General features: G+C 40.5%; 20 protein-coding genes and 1 pseudogene. 13 read left to right on the forward strand and 8 right to left on the reverse strand.

Translation table 11 applies throughout. The annotated features are described in order from the left end of the window. Window positions 1–349: 349 nt before the first annotated feature. Window positions 350–727, reverse strand: a complete 378-nt coding sequence (locus NYE61_RS14000) for a multidrug efflux SMR transporter (protein ID WP_303447138.1) — start codon at window positions 725–727, stop codon at window positions 350–352. A gap of 2 nt (window positions 728–729) precedes the next feature. Next, the gene (locus NYE61_RS14005) at window positions 730–1281 is read right to left on the reverse strand and encodes a TetR/AcrR family transcriptional regulator (protein ID WP_303447137.1); all 552 of its coding nucleotides are present in this window, start codon (window positions 1279–1281) and stop codon (window positions 730–732) included. A 325-nt stretch (window positions 1282–1606) separates the two neighbouring features. On the opposite strand from NYE61_RS14005, the gene NYE61_RS14010 reads away from it, so the two are divergent. The 12 genes and pseudogenes from NYE61_RS14010 (at window position 1607) to NYE61_RS14065 (ending at window position 17182) form a co-directional block, all read left to right on the forward strand. Next, window positions 1607–2110, forward strand: a complete 504-nt coding sequence (locus tag NYE61_RS14010; protein ID WP_095314215.1) for a hypothetical protein — start codon at window positions 1607–1609, stop codon at window positions 2108–2110. Between the two features lie 791 nt (window positions 2111–2901). Then, on the forward strand, window positions 2902–4251 hold the full coding sequence (locus tag NYE61_RS14015) for an ABC transporter substrate-binding protein (protein ID WP_303447161.1): 1350 nt from the start codon (window positions 2902–2904) through the stop codon (window positions 4249–4251). Between the two features lie 82 nt (window positions 4252–4333). After that, the gene (locus NYE61_RS14020; protein ID WP_095314214.1) at window positions 4334–5227 is read left to right on the forward strand and encodes a sugar ABC transporter permease; all 894 of its coding nucleotides are present in this window, start codon (window positions 4334–4336) and stop codon (window positions 5225–5227) included. 69 nt (window positions 5228–5296) lie between these two features. Further along, window positions 5297–6139: a carbohydrate ABC transporter permease gene (locus tag NYE61_RS14025; RefSeq protein WP_095314213.1), complete on the forward strand. Its 843-nt coding sequence runs from the start codon at window positions 5297–5299 to the stop codon at window positions 6137–6139. Window positions 6140–6653: 514 nt separating this feature from the next. Next, complete coding sequence (locus NYE61_RS14030; RefSeq protein ID WP_303447136.1) at window positions 6654–8687, forward strand: glycoside hydrolase family 3 protein; 2034 nt, start codon at window positions 6654–6656, stop codon at window positions 8685–8687. 37 nt (window positions 8688–8724) lie between these two features. Next, window positions 8725–9171: a hypothetical protein gene (locus tag NYE61_RS14035; protein ID WP_095314211.1), complete on the forward strand. Its 447-nt coding sequence runs from the start codon at window positions 8725–8727 to the stop codon at window positions 9169–9171. A gap of 21 nt (window positions 9172–9192) precedes the next feature. Continuing rightward, entirely contained in the window at window positions 9193–9756 is a 564-nt protein-coding gene (locus NYE61_RS14040) for a signal peptidase I (protein WP_303447135.1), read from the forward strand. 30 nt (window positions 9757–9786) lie between these two features. After that, window positions 9787–10374, forward strand: a complete 588-nt coding sequence (locus tag NYE61_RS14045) for a CalY family protein (protein WP_095314208.1) — start codon at window positions 9787–9789, stop codon at window positions 10372–10374. Window positions 10375–10409: 35 nt separating this feature from the next. Further along, window positions 10410–11894, forward strand: a complete 1485-nt coding sequence (locus NYE61_RS14050; protein WP_303447134.1) for a serine hydrolase domain-containing protein — start codon at window positions 10410–10412, stop codon at window positions 11892–11894. Window positions 11895–12116: 222 nt separating this feature from the next. Then, a complete protein-coding gene (ggt, locus tag NYE61_RS14055; RefSeq protein ID WP_303447133.1) occupies window positions 12117–14798 on the forward strand; it encodes a gamma-glutamyltransferase in 2682 nt (893 codons plus the stop codon). Window positions 14799–14971: 173 nt separating this feature from the next. Beyond that, window positions 14972–16231 (forward strand): annotated as a pseudogene (locus NYE61_RS14060) (DUF1343 domain-containing protein); the annotation flags it as partial. A gap of 549 nt (window positions 16232–16780) precedes the next feature. Continuing rightward, window positions 16781–17182, forward strand: a complete 402-nt coding sequence (locus NYE61_RS14065; RefSeq protein ID WP_339315761.1) for a VOC family protein — start codon at window positions 16781–16783, stop codon at window positions 17180–17182. 152 nt (window positions 17183–17334) lie between these two features. On the opposite strand, the gene NYE61_RS14070 is transcribed toward NYE61_RS14065, so the two are convergent. The 4 genes from NYE61_RS14070 to NYE61_RS14085 are packed head-to-tail and all read right to left on the reverse strand — an operon-like array spanning window position 17335 to window position 20047. Continuing rightward, entirely contained in the window at window positions 17335–17700 is a 366-nt protein-coding gene (locus tag NYE61_RS14070) for a nuclear transport factor 2 family protein (RefSeq protein ID WP_118889327.1), read from the reverse strand. Window positions 17701–17719: 19 nt separating this feature from the next. Then, on the reverse strand, window positions 17720–18463 hold the full coding sequence (locus NYE61_RS14075) for a class I SAM-dependent methyltransferase (protein ID WP_118889328.1): 744 nt from the start codon (window positions 18461–18463) through the stop codon (window positions 17720–17722). 3 nt (window positions 18464–18466) lie between these two features. Continuing rightward, complete coding sequence (locus tag NYE61_RS14080) at window positions 18467–19456, reverse strand: phosphotransferase (protein ID WP_303447132.1); 990 nt, start codon at window positions 19454–19456, stop codon at window positions 18467–18469. Window positions 19457–19483: 27 nt separating this feature from the next. Further along, window positions 19484–20047: a histidine phosphatase family protein gene (locus NYE61_RS14085; RefSeq protein ID WP_303447130.1), complete on the reverse strand. Its 564-nt coding sequence runs from the start codon at window positions 20045–20047 to the stop codon at window positions 19484–19486. A gap of 75 nt (window positions 20048–20122) precedes the next feature. On the opposite strand from NYE61_RS14085, the gene NYE61_RS14090 reads away from it, so the two are divergent. Then, window positions 20123–20458 (forward strand): YqzG/YhdC family protein, encoded by a 336-nt coding sequence (locus NYE61_RS14090; RefSeq protein WP_095314196.1) that lies wholly within the window; start codon window positions 20123–20125, stop codon window positions 20456–20458. A 158-nt stretch (window positions 20459–20616) separates the two neighbouring features. Here the strand turns inward: NYE61_RS14090 and NYE61_RS14095 are convergent, their stop codons facing one another. Continuing rightward, complete coding sequence (locus NYE61_RS14095) at window positions 20617–21090, reverse strand: 8-oxo-dGTP diphosphatase (RefSeq protein ID WP_303447129.1); 474 nt, start codon at window positions 21088–21090, stop codon at window positions 20617–20619. A gap of 13 nt (window positions 21091–21103) precedes the next feature. After that, window positions 21104–21649 carry a GNAT family protein gene (locus NYE61_RS14100; protein ID WP_303447128.1) on the reverse strand — a complete coding sequence of 182 codons (546 nt, stop codon included), beginning with the start codon at window positions 21647–21649 and terminating at the stop codon, window positions 21104–21106. Window positions 21650–21763 lie beyond the last annotated feature (114 nt).

A 21763-nucleotide genomic window follows, 5' to 3' on the forward strand; every position in this document is an offset into this window, starting at 1 on the left:
TCAAATAATGTAGGTTCAGCAGAAAATATTTCAAGTATTGACACAGAAAATAATGATGCAAATGAACATCAAACAATGTAGACGAAGAAGATAATAATACTTCGGGTCTGAAGGAAGAGTATCTCAAAAAATTAAAAAATGCTAAAAAAGAAACGAATGAAATAAAAACAGAACATAATTAGTGCAAATAACTCGCTCCGGAAATATACTTCGCGCATCCAGAGGCATAGGTGAGACACCGTAGTGCGATAGCACAAGGGGGCTCACCTATGCCTCTACGTATATTTCCGATGCTAAGCTTATGCATCGTTCTTCTTTAACATTCAAACACATTTGTAATGTCCCAGCTTCATTCCGTTTTTCCATCGGCTGTAAGCGTTTCACCTGCTTCATGGCTAGATTCATCGTGTCCTGGTCCAAATAAATTCAAGATTATTACTCCGGCAAGTATCAGTGTTATTCCTGCAATACTAGCCATGTTAATTTTTTCTTTCCAAATTAAAACTGAAATAATTGCAGTAGCAACAAGTCCAAGACCTGACCAGATTGCATACGCAGCATTTAAAGGAATGGTTTTCAGTGATAATGATAAGAAGAAAAAGCAACTAACGAAAGCTACAATTAAACCTAGTGTAGGGTAAAGTTTTGAAAACCCCTCAGATGCTTTTAATAAAGAAGAGCCAATAAGTTCCCCAATGATTGCGAGTGCAAGATATAGATAAGCCATTGTTAATCTTCCTCCTCAATCATGTTGATTAACTGATTAAAAACGTTTGTTTGCAGTTCTTTATTTAATGGCTGCATACCAAATATTTCGGAAAACCACAAACCATCTATAGATAATCTGGCAATTGTTGTTTTGATTGGATCAATCCCATCATTTTCTAACTTTGTAAGCAAACGATCATATTGTTGACGGTATTCATCTAGTAACTCTGGATTAATAAACATTGCGGCCATTATTGCAGAACTCAGTAGCTTATCGTTCTCTAAATTAGAATAGGTAGATTGAACATAAGCCCTGCTCCATTTTCCTGGATCTTTTGTATCGTCTTTAGCTAACGCTATAATGCTTTCAAAATAATTATTTTTCCAATCTTCCACCATTCCTTTAATTAACGCTTCCTTACTGGGATAATGGTATAGTAATCCGCCTTTACTCACGCCCGCTCTTTGGGCGACAGCCTCTAATGTGAGTTTAACAACTCCTTCTTCTTTTACAATTTCAGCTGCAGCAATCAGCAAGTTTTTTTTCGTATTCGTTGTTTTTGAAGTAGGCATAGTAACCTCCGAATTTTTTATATTTGTAACTATACCGTCTAGACGGTATTTTTGTCAATAGAATTGATTTCCCGTGTAGTATTATTATTTAATAAAATAATTTGATAAGACTGGGTCAGTTGAGCAGGTTCTTGCTAGCTAAATCTCCCTAAATACAGCAAGGAGATAGTTAATAAATTTGATATAGAAGACAGGACATTTATCCCCCAAAAGTGCTATACTGATAAAATCAGTGTGTAGAGATATTGGTCTTTTTATGGACCAAAAATATATGTCTCATGATACGTCTACCATCTGAAAAACTTTTTAAATGGAGATGTTCAATATGCACGGCGAAACACGATTACCACAAAACGGAAAAGAATTCGCATTATTTTTAGCGATTATATCGATACTTTCAGTCAATATTATCGCACCTCTTATTATGGGATTTGAATTTGGTTTCAGTAAAAAGGTCTATTTTGATACCCTGCAAGTAATTCCATTTATATGGATTTGCGTCATTTTATTGGTAACACTTGTTGCAAACCCCATCGTTAATAAACTTGTACAAAAATTTATTGAACCAAATGACGGTTTTAATGCAAGAATATTATTCACGATATTATTCAGCGTAACCATTCTGTCCATTTTACTTACAGTTATCGGATCTTGGATTGGCATGAGAGAAATTAGCTTGGAACCTATTCAAACTTTCTTTTATAATTGGCCACGTAACTTTTTCATCGCATTTTGGGTTGAAGTTTTAATCGCACAGCCGATAGCACGATTTATAATGAAAAAAATACATGCATCACAGGCACGGAAATCAGAAGGTTTAAGTGCTTAGTCGATAGACTTGTGTTAACCACAAAAACAGAAGAAAATAGTTAAACTATACAAACTTGGAACCCATTTCGGCACTCGAAATGGGTTTTTGTTATTTGTCTCACTTAGCATAAGAGCTTACTTGATATTCGGACCAAACATTATTTTTAATCTAACTATACGGAAGCGAAAAGACAAAAACAAATATGAATCGAGCTACAAATCTTTAGGAGTTAACATTTGCTATAAGAAGAAAATAGTGAACCTAAAAAGGTAGATAGTCGCCCCTAGCTACAGTTATCCACAAACTCTGGATAACCTGTTAATATGTTAGAAAATTTACTCAAAATTAACAATTCGTAATCATTATATGGCATTTATGTATTAATATAATCCTACCTCTATAATTACCGAAAAGCCCTTATGCAAAACAGCAAGAGGTGGTCTCTCCTTATCAAAATTTGTCGATATTCCCCGGGAAATAATTCAGGAAATGAAAAATGGACTTCCAGCAAGACTCGTATTCCTCCCCTTGTGGGCAGTTGAAAAATTCCAAGCATAATTAAGAATATGGTCAATATAATTTAGAAGGTGATGTAGTTCCTCTGCACTATCGGACAAGATGCATCCATCACTTAATAGGAAACAGCTTCCATTATGGCTAGAAATCTTTTTTTCATAGAAAGAATGAATGATGGAAAGGAGGCCTTTCTTTTATGAAAAAGAGATAGCAGGTAGAGAGCTGTTTCGATGCTTTATTTATTGTAAAGATAAAAGGGGGAAATAAAGTTGAAAAAATTATTAACTGGCAGAATGATGGTGTTATTTGTCATGATGCTGATGGTTGCTTTTGCTGCTGCTTGTTCATCGAATGATGATCAAGATGATACAAATGAAGAACCAGAAGAGCAGACAGATTCAGAAAGTCCTTCCGGTGACAATGCAGATGGTGGCATTTCAGGTGACTTAGAAATCCAGTATTTTGTTGGTGGTTATGGTGACGCTTGGTGGAAGGAAGTTATTGCAGACTTTAAAGAGACATATCCAGATGTCAATATAATTGAGCATGCTGGTCCAAATATTAATGAGGAAATGCGTAGCCGTTGGGTGTCCAACGATCCACCAGATGTCGTATACATTGATGGTGCGGGATCCAGTGAAACACAAATGGTAGAAGATGGTCAGTTGATGAATTTAACCGAATGGGTAGAAGGTATTGAGCTAGAGGGTGGCGACAAGTTAATGGATAGTTTCATTGTTGAACCTGGAACATTTGACGGTGATATATATTCCTTGCCGCTAGTATTTGATACATGGGGTACATGGTATGACAGAGCGTTATTTGAAGAAAAGGGGTACGAGGTGCCAACAGATTTTGAAAGCTTAATGCGTTCAATGACAGAGATTAAAGAAGCAGAAGGAATCGATCCTTATGTAACGAGTGGGCAGCATCCATATTACTTCCTGCGTGGTGCACTTTATCCGGCATTTGGTGCAGCTGGTGGGGAGGAATTGCTGGCTGATTTAATTACAGGTGCAGAAGGTGCATGGACAAGTGATCCGGTTTTAGAAGTCATGAAGCGTGTAGAAAGAATGCAGCAGGAAGGAATGTTTGATTCCGGACTTGGTGCATTAAACCATACACAGTCACAAATGAATTTCTTACTGCATGAAAATGCCTTTATTCCAGTAGGGTTCTGGCTGCCAAATGAAATGGCAAATGATATCCCAGAGGGCTTTGATTTTGGCTTTATTCCTTCCCCAATGCAGGCTGAGGATGAGAGTTATGCGATTGTACCAGACCTGCGTCCACTAGCAATTGCAGAGGAGGCGGAGAATCCGGAAGCGGCAAAGGCCTTTGTTGAATTTGCATTTACACGTGAATATGCGATGTCATTCTCCGAGCATACGGGTGCCATGATGAATATTACGGAAGTGGATTTAACGCAAAACGAAAATGTTCCTGCATATTTAACTGAAGCAAACGCCATGATTAACGATCCAGACCAAGTGACGATTTATAATAAACCACATCCAATGAGTGCCGATTTAGAGGTTCCTGTTGGGAATGCCCTCATGTCGCTCATGCTTGGAAATATGACAGCAGAGGAATTTGTCCAAGAGGCAGAAAAGGCTGCAGCTGAATATCGTGGCAGTAATTAAATAGTTATCTATCAGCAGGGGATTCGAATCTCCTGCTGATCATTTAATTGGATTCTATTAAAAAGGCAGGAGGTGGGATCAGATGGTACAGTCTAAAAAGCAAAAGTATTTGTTCCTAGCTTTTTGTTTAATCCCGACCTTTATATTATTTGCTGTTTTTACGCTTTATCCATTGTTTAGTGGGTTGTATTACTCCTTCTTTGATTGGTCGGGCTCTTCACAAAATAAGGAATTTATTGGGTTTGCAAACTACATAAAATTAGTGAAGGATGCAATCATCCCAAATACAATTATGCATGATTACTTTTTAGTTGTAACGAAAGTAATCGGGATTATGATTTTAGCACTATTTTTTGCAGTTGCTTTAACCCAATTAAAAATTAAGGAAGCTCCTTTCTACCGAATTGTATTTTTCTTTCCTAATATTATGTCCGTTGTAGTCATTGGGATTTTATGGACATTTATTTATAACCCGAGTCTCGGATTGGTTAATTCTGGTCTGGAATTTCTCGGCTTGGAGAGCTTGGCAAAGCCATGGCTCGGTGATGAAACCTGGGCATTACCAAGTCTTGTCCTCCCTTCCATTTGGGCAGGAATTGGATTATTTATGCTCATGCTTATTGGCGGGATTTCCAATATCTCCAAAAGCTACTATGAGGCAGCAGAAATTGACGGGGCGAACGAGTGGCAGCAATTTTGGAAAGTTACGTTACCATTGATCTGGCCACAAATTAAAATTTCAATTCTTTATATCGTTATTACAACGTTAAATGGATCGTTTATTATTGTCCAGGTAATGACTGGTGGTGGCCCAAATAATGCAACACATGTAATGGGTTCGTATCTCTATCAGCAAGCATTTGTCCAATATAACTTTGGTTACGGGGCAACGATTGGTGTTATGATTTTGATTCTATCCCTATTGACGGTGCTTGTTCTCCAGTTCTTTATGCGTCGAGATAAAATCGAATACTAATTGCGTTCAAAAAAAGGATAAACCAGACTTTTTGAATAACTTCTATATAAGAGAGAGGAGGAATAGATTGTGAAGCGGAGTGTCGGACAAATTTTAGGGAGAGCAGGGATTCGCATCCCGTTAATTCTCTGGACAATCGCAGTATTGTATCCGATTTTCTGGATGTTTCTAGGTTCGTTTAAATCAAATGCTGAAATCTATCGGAACCCATGGGGCTTTCCGGAGTCATTTAGTCTCGATAATTTTGTTACAGCGTGGACAAACTATAATATTGATACAAGTGTTTTTAATAGCTTAATTGTTACGGTTATTGGAACTGCTCTTACGTTAGTACTCGCAATCCCAACCGCCTATGCGATTGAACGCATTCAATTTCGTGGAAGCCAAGCGTTGTTTCTATTATATATTTCAGCGATGATGATTCCAATGGTACTAGGCTGGATACCATTATTCTTTCTCTTAGCGGAGCTTAATCTATTGGATAATATTTATGGATTAGCAATCGTCTATGCGGTAAGCCAGCTTCCATTTACGATTTTTGTGTTAACGAGCTTTATTAGCACGATTCCGAAATCATTGGAAGAATCAGCTGCAATGGACGGAATGTCACCGTATATGGTTTTATGGAAAATCATTACGCCATTAAGTATGTCGGGGATCATTACCGTTACAATTATGAATGCAATACAATTCTGGAATGAATATTTTATGGCATTAATCTTTTTGAATACAAGTGATAACTATACCCTGGCACTGGCAATTGACTTTATTAGCAGTGAAGCACAATATACGAATGCATGGGGGACATTGTTTGCAAGCCTGGTGATTGCAATCATTCCAGTTATTGTTCTTTATGCGATTTTCCAAAGGAGAATTGCGAAGGGCTTAACGGAAGGTGCGATTAAAGGATAACATTGTAACCGTAACCTATAGCAAAAAATAAACAGGATACGACAATCCATTACGGATTGTTGTTTTTTTGTGTAGAAAAACGGCTTCCTTATTCGTCATCACTATGTAACTAATAAACGTCATTATGCTGAAAGTGTGTGAATACGGGCTTAATTTTGAACGTATTAAGGCTTACTTCCTTCCACTTCACACAACTAATTTCCTATGCTATGAGGGATGTAATATTGTTATTCTAGGAATAAATATTCATTTTTATTAAATAATTCATTTTTTACATAATAAAACAACATTTTTAAATGGGGTTTGCTATTGTCTAGTTAATCTAAATTACTGCACGGTTTTGACACCACTGAATCAATCATGGGAGGAGTGGCAGGTTATATAAGTAGGACAAGCTATTATTGTTTCGTTTTTTTAAAAAGAATTGGCAAGCACCTGGTTAGGACGTATGGGGGTGAAAGATCCTCTCTACGGATTTAATGTTGCAATTAGACGGAGCAAAGGAGGAATATAAGTGAAGTTAAAATACGTGTTAACCATTTTGTCACTGACACTACTTATCGTCAGTATTCCACTTTCTAGCTTGGCAAATCAGACAGGTGAAGCAGGAAACCATGACGCAATGATTCGAGAAATCATGGAGGAAATGGCGTTAGAAGAGAAAGTTGGCCAGCTTTTTATTGTCCATGTATATGGTAAAACGCCGACAGATCCAGCTTACGAGTTGATTAATATTGCGAATAATCGTGGGGGCAAAGACTTTCAAGAGGTCATTGAAAATTATCATATTGGTGGTGTGATTTATTTTAACTGGACAGACAATATTGGGACACCACTTGATGTGGAGCAAGTTAATGCGTTATCAAATGGATTACAGGATATTGCGTTAGAGCAAGACCAGGAGATTCCGCTGTTTATTTCAACGGACCAGGAAGGTGGGATTGTTCAGCGGGCAACGAGACCTGCTACTGTTTTTCCAGGGAATATGGCACTTGGGGCTGCGAGATTGGATAATTACGCAGCACAAACCGGAAGCATTCTTGGAAAAGAGCTGGAAGCACTGGGCGTTAATATGAACTTTGCTCCAACAGTGGATGTCAATCTGAACCCAGAAAATCCGGTAATTGGTGTTCGCTCTTTTGGTGAGGATCCTGATCGTGTGTCCCGTCTTGGAGTTGAGCAAATCGAGGCACTACAGGGAGAAAATGTGATTGCGACGGCAAAGCATTTCCCGGGACATGGAGATACAGATGTTGATTCACATTATGGGCTACCGATTATAGATCATGATTTGGAAACGTTGCATGCAGTCGATTTGAAGCCTTTTAAGGATGCAATCGATGCAGGTGTAGATGCCATTATGACAGGACATATTGTTGTTCCAGCATTGGATGACTCTGGTCTACCGGCTACATTATCGAAGCCGATCCTTACTGATTTATTGCGTGAGGAAATGGGGTTTGATGGTTTAATTATTACGGATAGCCTTGATATGTCTGGTGCCGATGTTTTGCCACCGGAAGAGGTTCCTGTGGAGGCATTTAAAGCAGGAGCGGATATTCTATTAAATCCTGCAAATGTGGAAGAAGCTTATACGAGTGTGCTTGAAGCGGTACAGTCTGGTGAAATCAGTGAGGATCGCTTAAATGAATCCGTTTACCGGATTTTACAATCAAAAGCAGAAAAAGGTTTATTTGAAGATCCTTATGCAGATCCAGCGAATCTAGAAAATATCGGAACAGAAGCCAATTTGCAAACGGCGAAGGAAATCGCTGAAAAAAGCATCACGCTTGTTAAAAATGAACAGGATGTTCTGCCTGTATCCGACGCAGAAACGGTGCTTGTAACTGGACCATCGGTTGCGAAGCCTGGTTTGATAGCAGATTTATTGGATGACAAAGGAATAAAATCAGATAGTTTTGCGACGGCAACAAGTCCGACAGCAGGGCAAATTGATCAAGCTGTAGTGCTTGCTGATACTGTGGACAAAGTGATTATCACGACCTACACAGCAAACACAAATAGTCAGCAGCAAGCATTGGTTGAAGCATTACAGGCTACTGGGAAGCCAATAGTTGTTTCCGCTCACCGGAATCCATATGATGTGATGGCCTTTCCAGATGTAGACAGCTATGTGGCGAGCTACAGCTATTTAGATGTATCCATGGAGGCGGTTGCTGGTGTACTGGCAGGTGAGATTAACCCGTTTGGGAGTTTACCTGTCACAATCCCGGAACAATATGAAATTGGGGAGGGTCTGGACTATGTTGATATACCACGTAGTGCTGCAGGAATGAAACAGCTTGTCGATCAATTGGATGAAGCTGGAGAAATATCGAATGAAGAAGCAAGTCGTGCGCTCAATCTCCATTTAACTGCAGTAGCCCAATATGAGGATCGAAGGCTGCCTGATAAGGTGATTAAGCATTTGGAGGGCTTTCGAAAACTGCTTGATCAACAACAGGTTAATGAGGCAATTTCAAAGAAAGCTCATAGTTATTTAGATACAGAGGGACTGCGGTTAATTGAGCATTGGTTAGAAAACTAAACCGTAATCGCAGGAACAAGCCGGGGAGGGATGCAGCTTGAGGTATTTTTTACGAATCGGAGTGCGGCTATCTGCACTGCTCTATTTGATTTTTATCATCCTATATCAGGTGCATACCCCGACAACGGCTTTGTTTACCGATACCACAATAGTTGTTGGAAATATAACAGTTGGCAGCTATCAAGTGGAAGAGATAGAAACGAATGAAGAAACGGAGGAGGAGCAGTCTGAAGCAGGTGAAGAAATAGTGAACGAAGAAGAGGCAGCAGAAGCAGATGATTTAGAAGAAGAAAAAGCTGATACGGAGAACGGGCATGGGGGAAATGAGGGGGCATCAACCGGAGCGGCTGAATCAACAGAAACAGAGGAAGTCCAAGAAACGAACGATGAGGAAATAGAAGAAGGATCCGAAGAAGATGAAGAAGAAACAGAGCAGGAAGATGTGAATGAAGAGGAAATGGGAGAAACCAGTGAGCCCAGCTGAGCAAGGGAGTGAATAGAACAAATGCGTATAAAAAGTATATTAAAGAAATGTACTAGCTTTCTATCAACTATTTTATTTATCGTCTTATTGTCTGTCCTTTTTCTCTCCGTTGCTTCTAAGGCAGCAGGGAATGAGGTGAATCTGTTTGGGTATCAAGTAAAGTCTGTCCTGTCGGGTTCCATGGAGCCTGATATTCAAACAGGATCGCTTATCGCGATTGAAACGGGAGGAGCCGGGGAGCGATTTCAGGAAAATGATGTGATTACATTTCAATCAGAAGAAGATGTGCTGGTAACCCACCGTATTGTGGAAGTAAAGAATGGCGGACAGCAATATGTGACAAAAGGCGATGCGAATAATGGTGCAGACCGCAATCCGGTGCTGGCAGAGAACATTGTCGGGCAATACACCGGGTTCACGATACCCTATGCAGGATATGTCATGAATTTTACCAGCTCACGTGAAGGGGCAGCACTGCTATTCATTTTTCCAGGGATACTATTAATAGGTTATTCCTTGATAACGATAAGAAGCACGTTAAAAGAAGTGAAACAGCTCATGAATGAAAAAGAAATCCGAGCATAATCAGAACAAAAATTAGAGGAGGAATTCAGGATGAATATTAAAAAGAAATTAGGGGCAGGTATTATTTCAGCAGTGCTTGGTTTAACGCTCGTTGGTGGAGGAACGTTTGCCTATTTTAGTGATACGGAAACAACAAACAATACATTTGCAGCGGGGACATTAGATTTAGCAGTGAATCCAACACAAATTATTGAGGTAGATAATATCAAACCAGGAGATTCCATGATTCGAGACTTTGAACTACAAAACAATGGAACGTTAGATATTGATAAGGTGCTGTTAGATACGAACTATACGGTAAACGATGCAGCTGGTGATAATACAGAGGATTTCGGTGAGCATATCCAAGTAGAATTCCTTTATAATGCAGACAAATTGGATGAGGTAATTTATGAAACGACGCTTGCAGAACTAAAATCGCTGACACCAGAAGCTGTAAATGAGAATGTCTTTTATCCGTTGTTTGGTGAAAAAGGTTTGGAGGTTGATTCCATTGATGACTTAGTCGTTAAATTTAATTTTATCGATAATGGAGAAGACCAAAATCAATTTCAAGGTGATTCCTTGAATTTGGAATGGACATTTACCGCAACGCAAACAGCTGGTGAAGATAAATAGTAAACGACGATCTCTAATAAGGGAGACGAGATGAAATGAAGAAGCGGTTACTAACAGTAACAACCATTATAATGACGATTATCTTATTATTTCCCCATGCTGGTGGAATAAGCAATGCATCCATTGCAGAATCAATAGTAGTTGAAGCAGACCGCGTCCAGATGCTCCAGCAACCATTGGATGATTTGGATGATGAAATAGAAGAAGCTTTAGCGGATAGGGTAATGCCTGGTGCAGTTGTGCTGATTGCTAGAGATGGAGAAATCGTTAAGCATCAGGCATATGGATATGCAGCACGTTATACGGACGACCAATTTACGGAGATGGATGAGCCTGTTTCGATGCAGGAAGACACAATTTTTGATGTAGCCTCTATATCGAAACTATTTACAGCAACAGCAATTATGCAATTATGGGATCAAGGAGCATTCGAATTGGATGACCCGGTCTATTGGTATATTCCTGAATTTGCCGCACAAGGCAAAGAGGATGTAACGATCCGCCATCTCTTGACACATACGTCTGGGTTTAGACCGAGCACGACAGAACCGATTCACGAAATGGAAGGAACACGTGAGGAGCTATTAGATTTTGTATTAAACGAGCCTTTACAAAATCCGCCTGGGACAGCTTATGTGTATAGCGATGTCGACTATATTACGCTGGGTGTATTAATTGAACGAGTTAGTGGCGAGCGGCAGGATGACTTTGTACGAGAATTTATTACAGAACCTTTAAACATGTCGGATACGATGTATGATCCATCAGCTGATTTACAGCATCGTATTGCGGCTACGGAATATCAGCCGTGGACAAACCGCGGAATTGTTTGGGGAAGTGTTCATGATGAAAAAGCTTGGGCGCTTGATGGAGTAGCTGGACATGCTGGGGTATTCAGCAGTGCATCAGATCTAGCTGTCTTCGCCGAGATGATGCTGAATAAAGGAAACTATGAAGGGACGCAAATTCTTACCGAGGAAGCTTTCGAGCAAATCAATACGAATTGGAATGAGGCATTTCCAGGACAGGATCAAGGTATCGGCTGGGAGCTTAATCAAGAATGGTATATGGATGATCTAGCAGAATTTAATACGATGGGACATACCGGTTATACCGGAACGTCAATCGTTGTTAGCCCAAATAAGGAATCGGTTACAATCCTGCTAACGAATCGGGTCCATCCAACACGTAATACCGTCTCAACAAATACGATTCGCAGAAAAGCGGCTGAAAAAACGGCAGATTCCATTCATGCGTGGAATGCAGCGGGCATGCGAATGATGGTGGAACGGCTTGATACGAGGGGTGCGTTTGAGTTGGGGTCTGATGCGCGTGCTCTCCAACTGCATTTAACAGCGATTGAGCAATATGAAAATAAAGGAGACCAAGCAAAGGTCGTAAAGCATTTAGAAGGGTTTCAACAATTAGTTGACTATCTTTTCATACAAGAAGGAATTGACGACGCGACACATGATGATTTACAACGCACAACAGACTATTTAATAGAAAAATGGCAGTAATTTTTACGGTGCAGCAAGGAAGCAGCTTTCTTGCTGCATGCATTTTTTCTAATCGGATAGATTTGAAAATGGTGCGGATGTAGATGAGCTGAGGAGAAAAGCTGATATTTGTGATAAAAAGACTGATATTTATAGGAAACTAGCTGATGTCCATAAGATAAAGGCTGATGTTCACAATTAGTAGTACGTGGGTAAAAAGGGGAGTTTTAAGGAGGAATAAAATTGAAGAACAGCAAGCAAAAATTAGTATCTATTTTCATGGTCTTATTACTATTCTTTGGTGTAAGTATTCCTGTTTCTTTAGCCGATGCGGTTGATCCAGATGATAATACGGGATACGAACCAGAAAACCCTGGTATTTTAGATGAACAAACGGATGAGGGTGACATGGGGATGGTGGTTACGGCACATCCTCTAGCTTCAGAGGTTGGAGCAGATGTTCTGAGGCGAGGTGGTAATGCAGTGGATGCTGCAGTAGCTATTCAGTTTGCATTAAATGTTGCGGAACCAATGATGTCTGGAATTGGTGGCGGCGGTTTTTTCATGTATTATGATGCCCAAACCGAGGATGTCTCAATTATTAACAGCAGAGAGCGGGCTCCTCAAGGGGCAACGCCAGATATGTTTTTAGATAAAGAAAATGTAGTAACAGATCCAGGAAAATTTCATTTAGGTGCAATTGATATGAATCCAGAGGGAGAGGATAAGCAATTTCATATTGGTGAAGTAAATGTTACCGACCTTGACGCATCGGATGAGGAAGCGACAATTTTTGACTATGATTTTACTGGTGAAACTGGGGAGCCGTGGGATCCTAATAAGTTTTCCTTGTTTGAACGTGGAACATCATTCCAGCTGGATGAAGATGGTGGATTAATTAACTTTGGGCCTCCAACTGGCAGTAATTCATCTTCTTATGGTCAAACAACAGCTGTGATGGATGAGGTTGAGGATAGCGAACTTTTCATTCGCTACCGGGCCGATGATTCCGGTGATGACCGACGGTTGCGTTTGTGGCTGCGATCGGATGAATATCGTTCTACGGGAACAACGTATGTCAAAAATGGCTACGGTGTTGAAATCAATACGAAGACAAATGAAATAAGATTAATTCAATCAAAGGATTCAACGAGCTCAACACTTGCTACGTTGCCGTATGAGGGAACGAATGATTGGCAGTCATTGCGTTTCCGTGTTGAGGGCGATGAATTAAAAGTGCGTTTATGGGAGGATGGAGCCGAGGAACCAGAGGATTGGGATATCGAAACCTTTGCTGGTTCGGTAATTCCATTTTCAGAAAGGGTACAAAGTGGTACCTCTGTTGGGGTTCCAGGTACATTAAAAGGATTGGAAGAAGCTTTAGATAAATGGGGAACGATGGAGCTTGATGAATTAATACAGCCTTCGATAGATATGGCAGAGCAAGGGGTCGAGGTAAATTGGGTTTTAGCAAATGCTATTGCAAGTAATCAAAGTAAATTAGAGCGTACAGCAGCAAAGGATGTGTTTCTCCCAGAAGGTGAACCATTAGAAGAAGGAGAGATTTTAGTACAAGAAGATTTAGCGAAAACATTTAAACTGATACGCGATCAAGGAACAGATGTTTTTTACAATGGGGAAATTGGTGAAGCATTAGCCGAAACTGTTCAAGAATTTGATGGGAGCATGGTAAAAGAGGATTTAAGGAATTACGATGTGACCGAAGATGAAGCAGTCTGGGGAGACTATCAGGGCTATGACATTGCTTCCATGCCGCCGCCAAGCTCAGGAGGATTAACGATGCTTCAGCTCCTGAAAATGTTTGAACAGCTTGAACTGACAGGGCATGATATCAAATCACCGGAAAAATATCATTTCATGGCCGAAGCGATGCATCTTGCTTATGCGGATCGAGGAGCATATATGGGCGATTCGGAGTATGTTGAAGTGCCAAGAGATGGGCTGCTTCATCCGGATTATATAGCAGAGCGGGTTGAAACCATCTCACCTGATCATGCTAATGACAATGTACAGCCAGGGGATCCGTGGGAGTATCAGGACGGAAGTGCTCCAACTATTGTCCAGCAGGTGAATGATAAACAAGAAGGACAAACAACCCACTATACAGTAGCAGATCAATGGGGGAATCTAGTTTCCAATACAACGACAATTGAGCAGCTATTCGGATCGGGCATTATGGTACCGGAATATGGAATTGTACTGAATAATGAATTAACCGACTTTGACGCTGTACCAGGCGGCGCAAATGAGGTGCAGCCAAATAAACGGCCGCTAAGCAGCATGACCCCAACAATTGTGTTAAGGGATGGCGAGCCATTTATGACGGTTGGTTCCCCGGGAGGAGCGACGATTATAACGTCTGTCACGCAGACAATTGCCAATGTCATCGGCTATGGAATGCCGATAAAGGATGCAATTGAGGAGCCGCGTATTTATAGCAATAGTTACCCAACCATACGCTGGGAGTATGGCATTTCGGATACTGTCCGGCAACTGCTTGAAGAGATGGGACACGCTTGGGAAGCAAATCCAACAGAGATCGGAAATGTGAATAGCATTGTTCTAGATGAAGGGATGTTCATTGGGGCAGCAGACTCAACGAGAGAAGGTACTGCAATCGGTTTATCAGCAGAGGATTTCATTAGCATCGATGGTCTAAAATCCCGTGTGGAGCAATTACAAGCGGATGATGAAATTTACGAAGAACATGTTGCGCGATTGCTTCTTACCCACCTAACGACGGTAGGACATTACAAGGAAAATGAAAAAATGGATAAAGCTATCAAGCATCTAGAAGGATTTAAGCAGTTGTTAGATCAGCTAAAAGCTGCAGATTCCATTTCCGAGCAAGCTCGCGATACGCTGTTGAGCGGTGCAGAGGAGTTGCTTGATATGTGGCAGTAGCTCTCTCCCTTGTGCTTTATCAGAGCGGGAAAATGCTGAAGTTCTGCAGTAATTTACTGTAGTCTATAGCAAAATTGCTGAAGCCAAATTTGCACATGGGGTATAAGTCCGTGCTCTTTCTTCACATGCATCGCAAATTTAAAAATGAGAGATCCAAAAGGGAGGAAAAACTGATGAAAAAGCTGTTCTTGATAATAACTACGCTGTTAGTTGTGCTAGGCTCGTTAACTGCAATTGCAACCAATCGGCTTAACGCTGATGCGGGTAATGACAGTGAAAAGCCGCTCAAGCTTGGGGTAGAGGTTTTACTAGAGCAACAAAAGGATCTTATTGAAGGAAAGCGCGTCGGATTAATCACGAACCCAACAGGTGTCGATCAAGAACTAAATAGCATTGTTGATCGGTTATTCCATGATCCGGATGTCGAGTTAACCGCTTTGTATGGTCCAGAGCATGGCGTTCGTGGGGATGCCCAAGCAGGTGATTATGTCGAATACTATATCGATGAGCAGACAGGCTTACCGGTGTATAGTTTGTATGGTGAAACAAGAAAACCGACGCCAGAAATGCTCGAGGATATTGATATTTTACTATTTGATATTCAGGATGTAGGTGCAAGATTCTACACGTATATCTATACAATGGCCTATGCAATGGAGGCTGCAGCTGAAAATGATATTGAATTTGTTGTACTCGATCGTCCCAATCCGCTAGGTGGCAATCATGTAGAGGGGCCGGTGCTTGATCCGGAATATGCTTCTTTTGTCGGTAATTACCCGATTCCACTCAAACATGGCATGACAGTTGGTGAGCTGGCATATTTGTTTAATGAAGAATTCGAAATTGGTGCAGATTTAACCGTTGTAGAAATGGATGGCTGGAAGCGCGGAATGTACTATGATGATGCCGATTTAGAGTTTGTGCTGCCATCACCGAATATGCCAACGTTAGATACGGCGCTTGTCTATCCAGGTGCAGCACTGATTGAGGGGACGAATGTTTCGGAAGGCCGGGGAACGACAAAGCCGTTTGAATTCATTGGTGCTCCATTTGTGAATAGTACCGAGTACGCCTCGGCATTGAATCAATTGGAATTACCTGGTGTCACATTTCGAGCAGCATCGTTTACACCAACTTTCTCCAAACATAGTGGCACATTAAGTCACGGCGTACAGATTCATGTGACAGATAAACGAGCATATGAGCCTGTAATTACAGGACTGCATATTGTAAAAACCCTGCATGATATGTACCCGGAAAACTTTGAATTCCGAGCAGAGAACAGCGCAGGTATTTCCTTCTTTGATAATCTAATCGGAAATGGTTGGATTCGTGATGCGATTGAAAATGGAGATTCCGTAGAAGAAATGGCATCAAATTGGCACGAGGATCTTCAAGCATTTAAAGAAGTTCGAAGAGAATATCTTCTTTACACGATGAACACGGAGCAATTGAAGCAAAACATCGGGGCCCTTCAACAATCGGGTGATATTGAAAAGGATGCGGAGCGTAAATTACTCCTCCACCTCACCGCGGTTGAGCAATTTGAAGGGAAAAAGGCCGCAGATAAAGTTGCAAAGCATATGCAAGGATTCCAGTTGCTTTTAGACCAGCAAAAAGATGCGACGAGCCTATCGGATAATGCTTATAGACAACTGAGTAGTGATACGACGGATATGATTGCGCAGTGGGATTAGAAAGCTAAAGAATAGCGGTATTTGGAAAATCGTGTGGAAATCTTGAAAAAACTGTATAACCAAACAAACGAAGCAGGATAGTTAGTAACCATAGTATCGTCGTTATATAACAGCAACTCTTTTTTAAATGAAATCCCCTTGTAGCTGAAAATACACCGTAAGCAATTGTTAATGTTAAGCTTTAGAGATTTTAGCAATCTAAAAGAAATTAAGTCCTCTTTTTTGTGGTAAAGTGTAGTAGTCAAAATGGATGGTAACGTGATTGAGAAAGGAGGACATATTGATATGATTACACAAGCAGCCCAAATTTCTATTTTAGTTAAGGATCTTGAAGAAGAAAAACAATATTATACCAAAAAATTAGGGTTCATCGTTCGAGACGAAATAGAGTTTTCGCCGGGATGGAAGTACCTCACCGTTTCACCAGGTTCTGCAAATGAAACGAGGCTAGAATTAGTCAAAGCCGATACACCGGAGCAAGAAGAGATTATTGGCAGACAAGCTGCAAACCAAGTGTTGATTATGTTTTTAAGTGATGATATAGAAAAGGATTATCGTGAAATGAAGGCACGCGGCGTGATCTTTCAGGGGGAACCGCAACCGGTTCCGGGTGGGAAAGGTGTAGGTTTCGAAGACTTGTATGGCAATGCATTTGATTTATATCAACCGGATACAAAAGAAGGATAGGAAAAAATGACAAAAGTGGTTGACTCGCTGAATGGCCAGTATGAAGTGGTACATCAGTTATCGATTTGCATATAAAAGAAAACATTCCCTGCGATAATTCGAATACCAGAAAGTAGAAAGGGGAGCGCATCACGCTCCTCCTTCTTCCAATATTAGAGGCTGCTCAAATGCTCATGAACGAGCTTCCATTGCTCATTTTTATTCAGCTTAAACACATTCGTTGCTCTACCACTGCCAGAAATAAATTTACCCTGATGATAGCCTTCGTACATAAAGTTATAAATACAAGTTGCTGACTGCTGATCAACGCTTATCCATTGGACGTTTGTTGCGGTATAAACCTCTTCTTTAATCATATCCCAAGCATGCTCAAAGTACGCTTGAATATCTACAATAGAGGCGCATGTTTTGTCCGTGAACCAATAAACGGCTTCTTCATGCAGTATATCCTTCACATTTGAAAAATCATGTGTATTTGTTGCATTAATATATTGCTGTAAAGCTTCTTGATGTGACATAATCTCTCCCCCTATTCGTTTACTTCTTCTTCCTACAAACATAAATCATTTCCATGCTTTCATTCGTTAAAGGACCTTCCTTCCAATCACCATACACACGCAAAATTTCAAAGCCATTTTCCGCTAACAAACGCTCCATCTCTTTTGGAAACACATATCGTAAACGAATGCTCGTATGGAGCTCCTTGCCATGAGGGTACTTTCGAATCGTTACATTGTGCTGGATTTGAAGAAGTGCATCATATTCGCTAATCGTATAGACATCAACCTTTTCCCCGTTATCGATATACGATTTCCAATACTCCTCGGTGCTTGATGAAAGTAATTCTTCACTATTTGGAAAACGTGCATTAAAAATAAAAACACCATTTTTATCTAAATGATGATTTACAGACTGGAGCAACATGTTTTGCGCTTCGTTTGTCAGGAAATGCTGAAAGGAGTTGCCGACCATATATATAAACGGGCTTTGCAGCTTCAAATCAAGGGTCGTACAATCTTGTTCTACCCAAGTAATCGGTAAATTCACAGCTTTCTTTTTTGCCTGATGAAGCATTTGCTGGTGGATATCCACTCCGATGAGCTGATGCCCATCTTGTGCTAATGGAATCGTTGCTCTTCCAGTGCCACATGCTAAGTCGATCAGTGTCCCTTCCGTTTTTGCTGCCCATTTTTTCAGAAAGACTAGATCACTCAAATAGCTTTCATTTTCGGTATCATATAAAATTGGATCCTCATATTCTTGAAAATTATCTAATTCCATACTTTATCTCCCCTCTAATCGCTCCCCCAAGTGCTGTAAATTCTCAGCAAGCCAAGCCATCTCCAGTTGAAATCGACGCGGCGGCCCTTCCTCCTCATCCATTTTCGGATGTACCCACCATGTACTCTCCATATACCATAGGAGCAATAATGATTTGGCTAAAAAACCTTGCTTTACAGTATGATATTCCTTATATCCATCTAAAAAAGCAAGAGCAAAATCAGTGTTCAGTCCCTCTCTGCCTAATGCGCCGGATAGAATTGCCCGTGCAACATCAAGCTGCGGATAATCGTATTTCAGTCGATCAAAATCGAGGATAGCGGCTACGTCATTTCTTTTAAATAAGACATTATCTACCCATAAATCACGATGTGCCCAGCCTGTATCATTCGTATGAAGCGCTTCCAGACAAACTGTCTCTGTTGCAGTCGCTTGCGCTTCAAATAGTGGCAGCAAATGCTCTTTCCCGGTAGCAATGGCCCGTTTCTTAGTATCTTCCCAATGTGCTAACCGTTCCTTTATGCTAGGTGGAATAAATTGAGCACGAGAAGCTCTTCTCAGCGAACCATCATTTAGAATACAGTGCATTTTCCCTGTTAATCGTCCTAAATCATATAGTTGATGTTTAGTTAAAGACCCAGATGGCAGTATCTTTCCATCATAGTAATCCATCAGGAGGAAATGCTCCCCCTTAGCGGACTTCAAGAAGGAGCTTCCTCGATAGGTATATAAATCTGGACACGGCAATCCATGTGCAAACAAGCGGGTTTGTTGTTCAAACGCGAATAGGAGGTCTTCCTGGTTATACTTTTTAAACCTTTCTTTGTTGTACTGCTTCAATAAAAATACACCTGAGTCGGTTGTGATTTTCCATTTTAAATTAAGCCAGCCTCTTTTGATTGGCTCTGCTTTGAATAATGTGAATCCAAATAAATGGCTACACGTAGCAGTAAGGTCGGCAAGGACAGCTTGTTCATCAGTTAAAATTGGCATTGTAAATCTCCAATCTACGGAAAATTTTTAAGACAAATGCTCAACCTGATTAAAATCCTCTATCCTCCATTTATCTTCCTCAAAATGAAGATTGCTAATGCAGGCGTTTAACAATGTTGTTTTCCCCGATCCAATTTCCCCATCGGAGTAGACAGACAAAATCGCGTTTATGACAGCTCCATGCGCTACAAGTAAGACACGTTTATCTGGGTAGTTTTGCTGAACGTGCTCAACCGCTGTGATGACCCGTTTATTAAAATCCGCCCGCTCCTCTTGGTTTGGAAAACCATCAGGATGTTTCTCTCTTTCTGCATATGTCTTACCTTCGCCATCTCCAAAGGAACGCTCCTGAAAATCAGTCATCTCGACCATTGGTAATTGTAATTTGGCATTAATTATTTCCGCTGTTTCCTTTGCTCTTTTCAATGGACTATGTATGAGTACATCGTAATCAGCAGCATTTAAATAGGCTGCACATTGTTCTGCCTGCTTTCTGCCAGTCTCATTTAATGGGATATCTGTACTCCCTTGTATTCGTTTTGCTAAATTCCAATCTGTTTCGCCATGACGAATGAAGCATATCCTTGTCAAAATTACCCTCTCCTTAATTTCGTATTATAAAAACAAAGCATTGACACATCCTAAAAACAAAAGGAGGAAGCACCTATGCGAAAATTATGTTTAGCTCTCGGTATTGCATTTGTACTTATTTCTAGTTATTCCCTTCCACTACAGGCAGTAAATGCTGTTCAGGATGAAGGCGTTCCATCCTATGCAAAATGGGGGAAGCTTGCCGTCCAGGAGACAAAGGAAAAATACCCATCTGCTAAGATTATTGACTATCTCCACATTGGCAAGGAAACAACCAACGGATCCACGGTTGAAAAATTTAAGCTATGGCTAAAAGGTGAAACGAAAGAATTCGGTGTTTTTGTCAATATTGAATTTAACCCACAGACAAATGAGGTCGTCCAAATAACGTTTGAAGAGACAGATCGATGAATTTTTAATCGGTCTGTCTCGGAAAGATTCGCCAAGTTTCACTCTTCCACCACGGTGGAGAAGAACATGTCTTCATTAATCCAAACCAAACCCCTGCAAGGATAGTTAAAAACGGGATTACCAGCCCAAATACTACATCCATCTGCATTTTCCCTTTCTTATGTACGAGTAATCGAGACGTTACCTTCTTGATTGCTCGCCTCGTCCCACTCGACATGAATTTCGAAAGTCCCCTCTTCAAAGAATAATGGAAATCTGCGCCTAATAGAATGTTGCATCGGCAAATTCATTGCCTCGTTTATTTTTATCCAGCTTGGCTTTCCTTCTTTACTATTTTCGAGTAACTCACCAGTAAAATCCTTCGTTATGTAGTTATATATCATATATCTTTCATTACGGACAGGGTTCACATACTCATAAAGCCCTTTATAGACAAGGCTTTGGACAATTAACCCAGTTTCCTCTTTTACTTCTCGAATCGCACCATCGACAATACTTTCTGGAAAATCCACCTTGCCTCCAGGCGGAATAAACCCTTTAAAATCATCATGCTGTCTATTTAAAAGTAAAACCTCATCGCCCTTTTGTACCATGCATACCGTCCATATTTTATACGTTATTTGTTCACTCATTGACTAGCTCCTTTTAATTTTTCTGCCAATCACTCGCTAACATCCCATAAACAACATGGTCCACATAATGGTCGTAAAGCCACTCCGATTGCCTGAGTATGCCTTCTTCCTTAAACCCTAACCGTTCTGGAATTGCCCGACTCTTTTTATTTGTAAAAGCAGCACGGATATCGACGCGATTCAGCTGTGCTTCTGTAAATGCATAATCCGTCAACGCCCGTACCACGCTGGTAATAATGCCGTATCCTTGATAATCTTGTCCAATCCAGTAGCCAATATAGCCAATCCGGTTCGTCCAATCAAACGAATTAAATCCAGCAATACCAACGAGCTTATCTTGATAGAAGATACCAGCAGTCAATCCCTTTTTTGCTTTATAGGATTGCAATATATGTTCGATGAAAGCAATGGAATCATCTGGTTTTACATTCGTATCCAGCCAAGGAAGCCATTCCCGAAGATAGCTTCGGTTGCTATCGATTAGCGCAAATAATTGATTCGCATCCTGTAAATTAAGCTGTCGCAATGTGATATGTTCATCAACCTCGTATACAAACATCTACAATCTCCCCCTTATTCTATTCGTAATCATAGCATAAATTTAGTCAGAAAAAACGGAATATACATCCTCCTTTATTAGCTGAATAAAATAATAGTTCTCACCAAGCACTTT

Source organism: Oceanobacillus sp. FSL W7-1304 (assembly GCF_037969805.1).
GTDB lineage: Bacteria > Bacillota > Bacilli > Bacillales > Amphibacillaceae > Oceanobacillus > Oceanobacillus profundus.

What these genes read in the sequence shown, in the direction of transcription:
- NYE61_RS14070 (WP_118889327.1), bottom strand. Translation starts at nt 17,700, where the DNA reads ATGTCACATCAAGAAGCTTTACAGCAATATATTAATGCAACAAATACA.
- NYE61_RS14010 (WP_095314215.1), top strand. Translation starts at nt 1,607, where the DNA reads ATGCACGGCGAAACACGATTACCACAAAACGGAAAAGAATTCGCATTA.
- NYE61_RS14005 (WP_303447137.1), bottom strand. Translation starts at nt 1,281, where the DNA reads ATGCCTACTTCAAAAACAACGAATACGAAAAAAAACTTGCTGATTGCT.
- NYE61_RS14080 (WP_303447132.1), bottom strand. Translation starts at nt 19,456, where the DNA reads ATGCCAATTTTAACTGATGAACAAGCTGTCCTTGCCGACCTTACTGCT.
- NYE61_RS14050 (WP_303447134.1), top strand. Translation starts at nt 10,410, where the DNA reads ATGAAGAAGCGGTTACTAACAGTAACAACCATTATAATGACGATTATC.
- NYE61_RS14015 (WP_303447161.1), top strand. Translation starts at nt 2,902, where the DNA reads ATGATGGTGTTATTTGTCATGATGCTGATGGTTGCTTTTGCTGCTGCT.
- NYE61_RS14100 (WP_303447128.1), bottom strand. Translation starts at nt 21,649, where the DNA reads ATGTTTGTATACGAGGTTGATGAACATATCACATTGCGACAGCTTAAT.
- NYE61_RS14095 (WP_303447129.1), bottom strand. Translation starts at nt 21,090, where the DNA reads ATGAGTGAACAAATAACGTATAAAATATGGACGGTATGCATGGTACAA.
- NYE61_RS14020 (WP_095314214.1), top strand. Translation starts at nt 4,334, where the DNA reads ATGGTACAGTCTAAAAAGCAAAAGTATTTGTTCCTAGCTTTTTGTTTA.
- NYE61_RS14040 (WP_303447135.1), top strand. Translation starts at nt 9,193, where the DNA reads ATGCGTATAAAAAGTATATTAAAGAAATGTACTAGCTTTCTATCAACT.
- NYE61_RS14045 (WP_095314208.1), top strand. Translation starts at nt 9,787, where the DNA reads ATGAATATTAAAAAGAAATTAGGGGCAGGTATTATTTCAGCAGTGCTT.
- NYE61_RS14075 (WP_118889328.1), bottom strand. Translation starts at nt 18,463, where the DNA reads ATGGAATTAGATAATTTTCAAGAATATGAGGATCCAATTTTATATGAT.
- NYE61_RS14090 (WP_095314196.1), top strand. Translation starts at nt 20,123, where the DNA reads ATGCGAAAATTATGTTTAGCTCTCGGTATTGCATTTGTACTTATTTCT.
- NYE61_RS14000 (WP_303447138.1), bottom strand. Translation starts at nt 727, where the DNA reads ATGGCTTATCTATATCTTGCACTCGCAATCATTGGGGAACTTATTGGC.
- NYE61_RS14065 (WP_339315761.1), top strand. Translation starts at nt 16,781, where the DNA reads ATGATTACACAAGCAGCCCAAATTTCTATTTTAGTTAAGGATCTTGAA.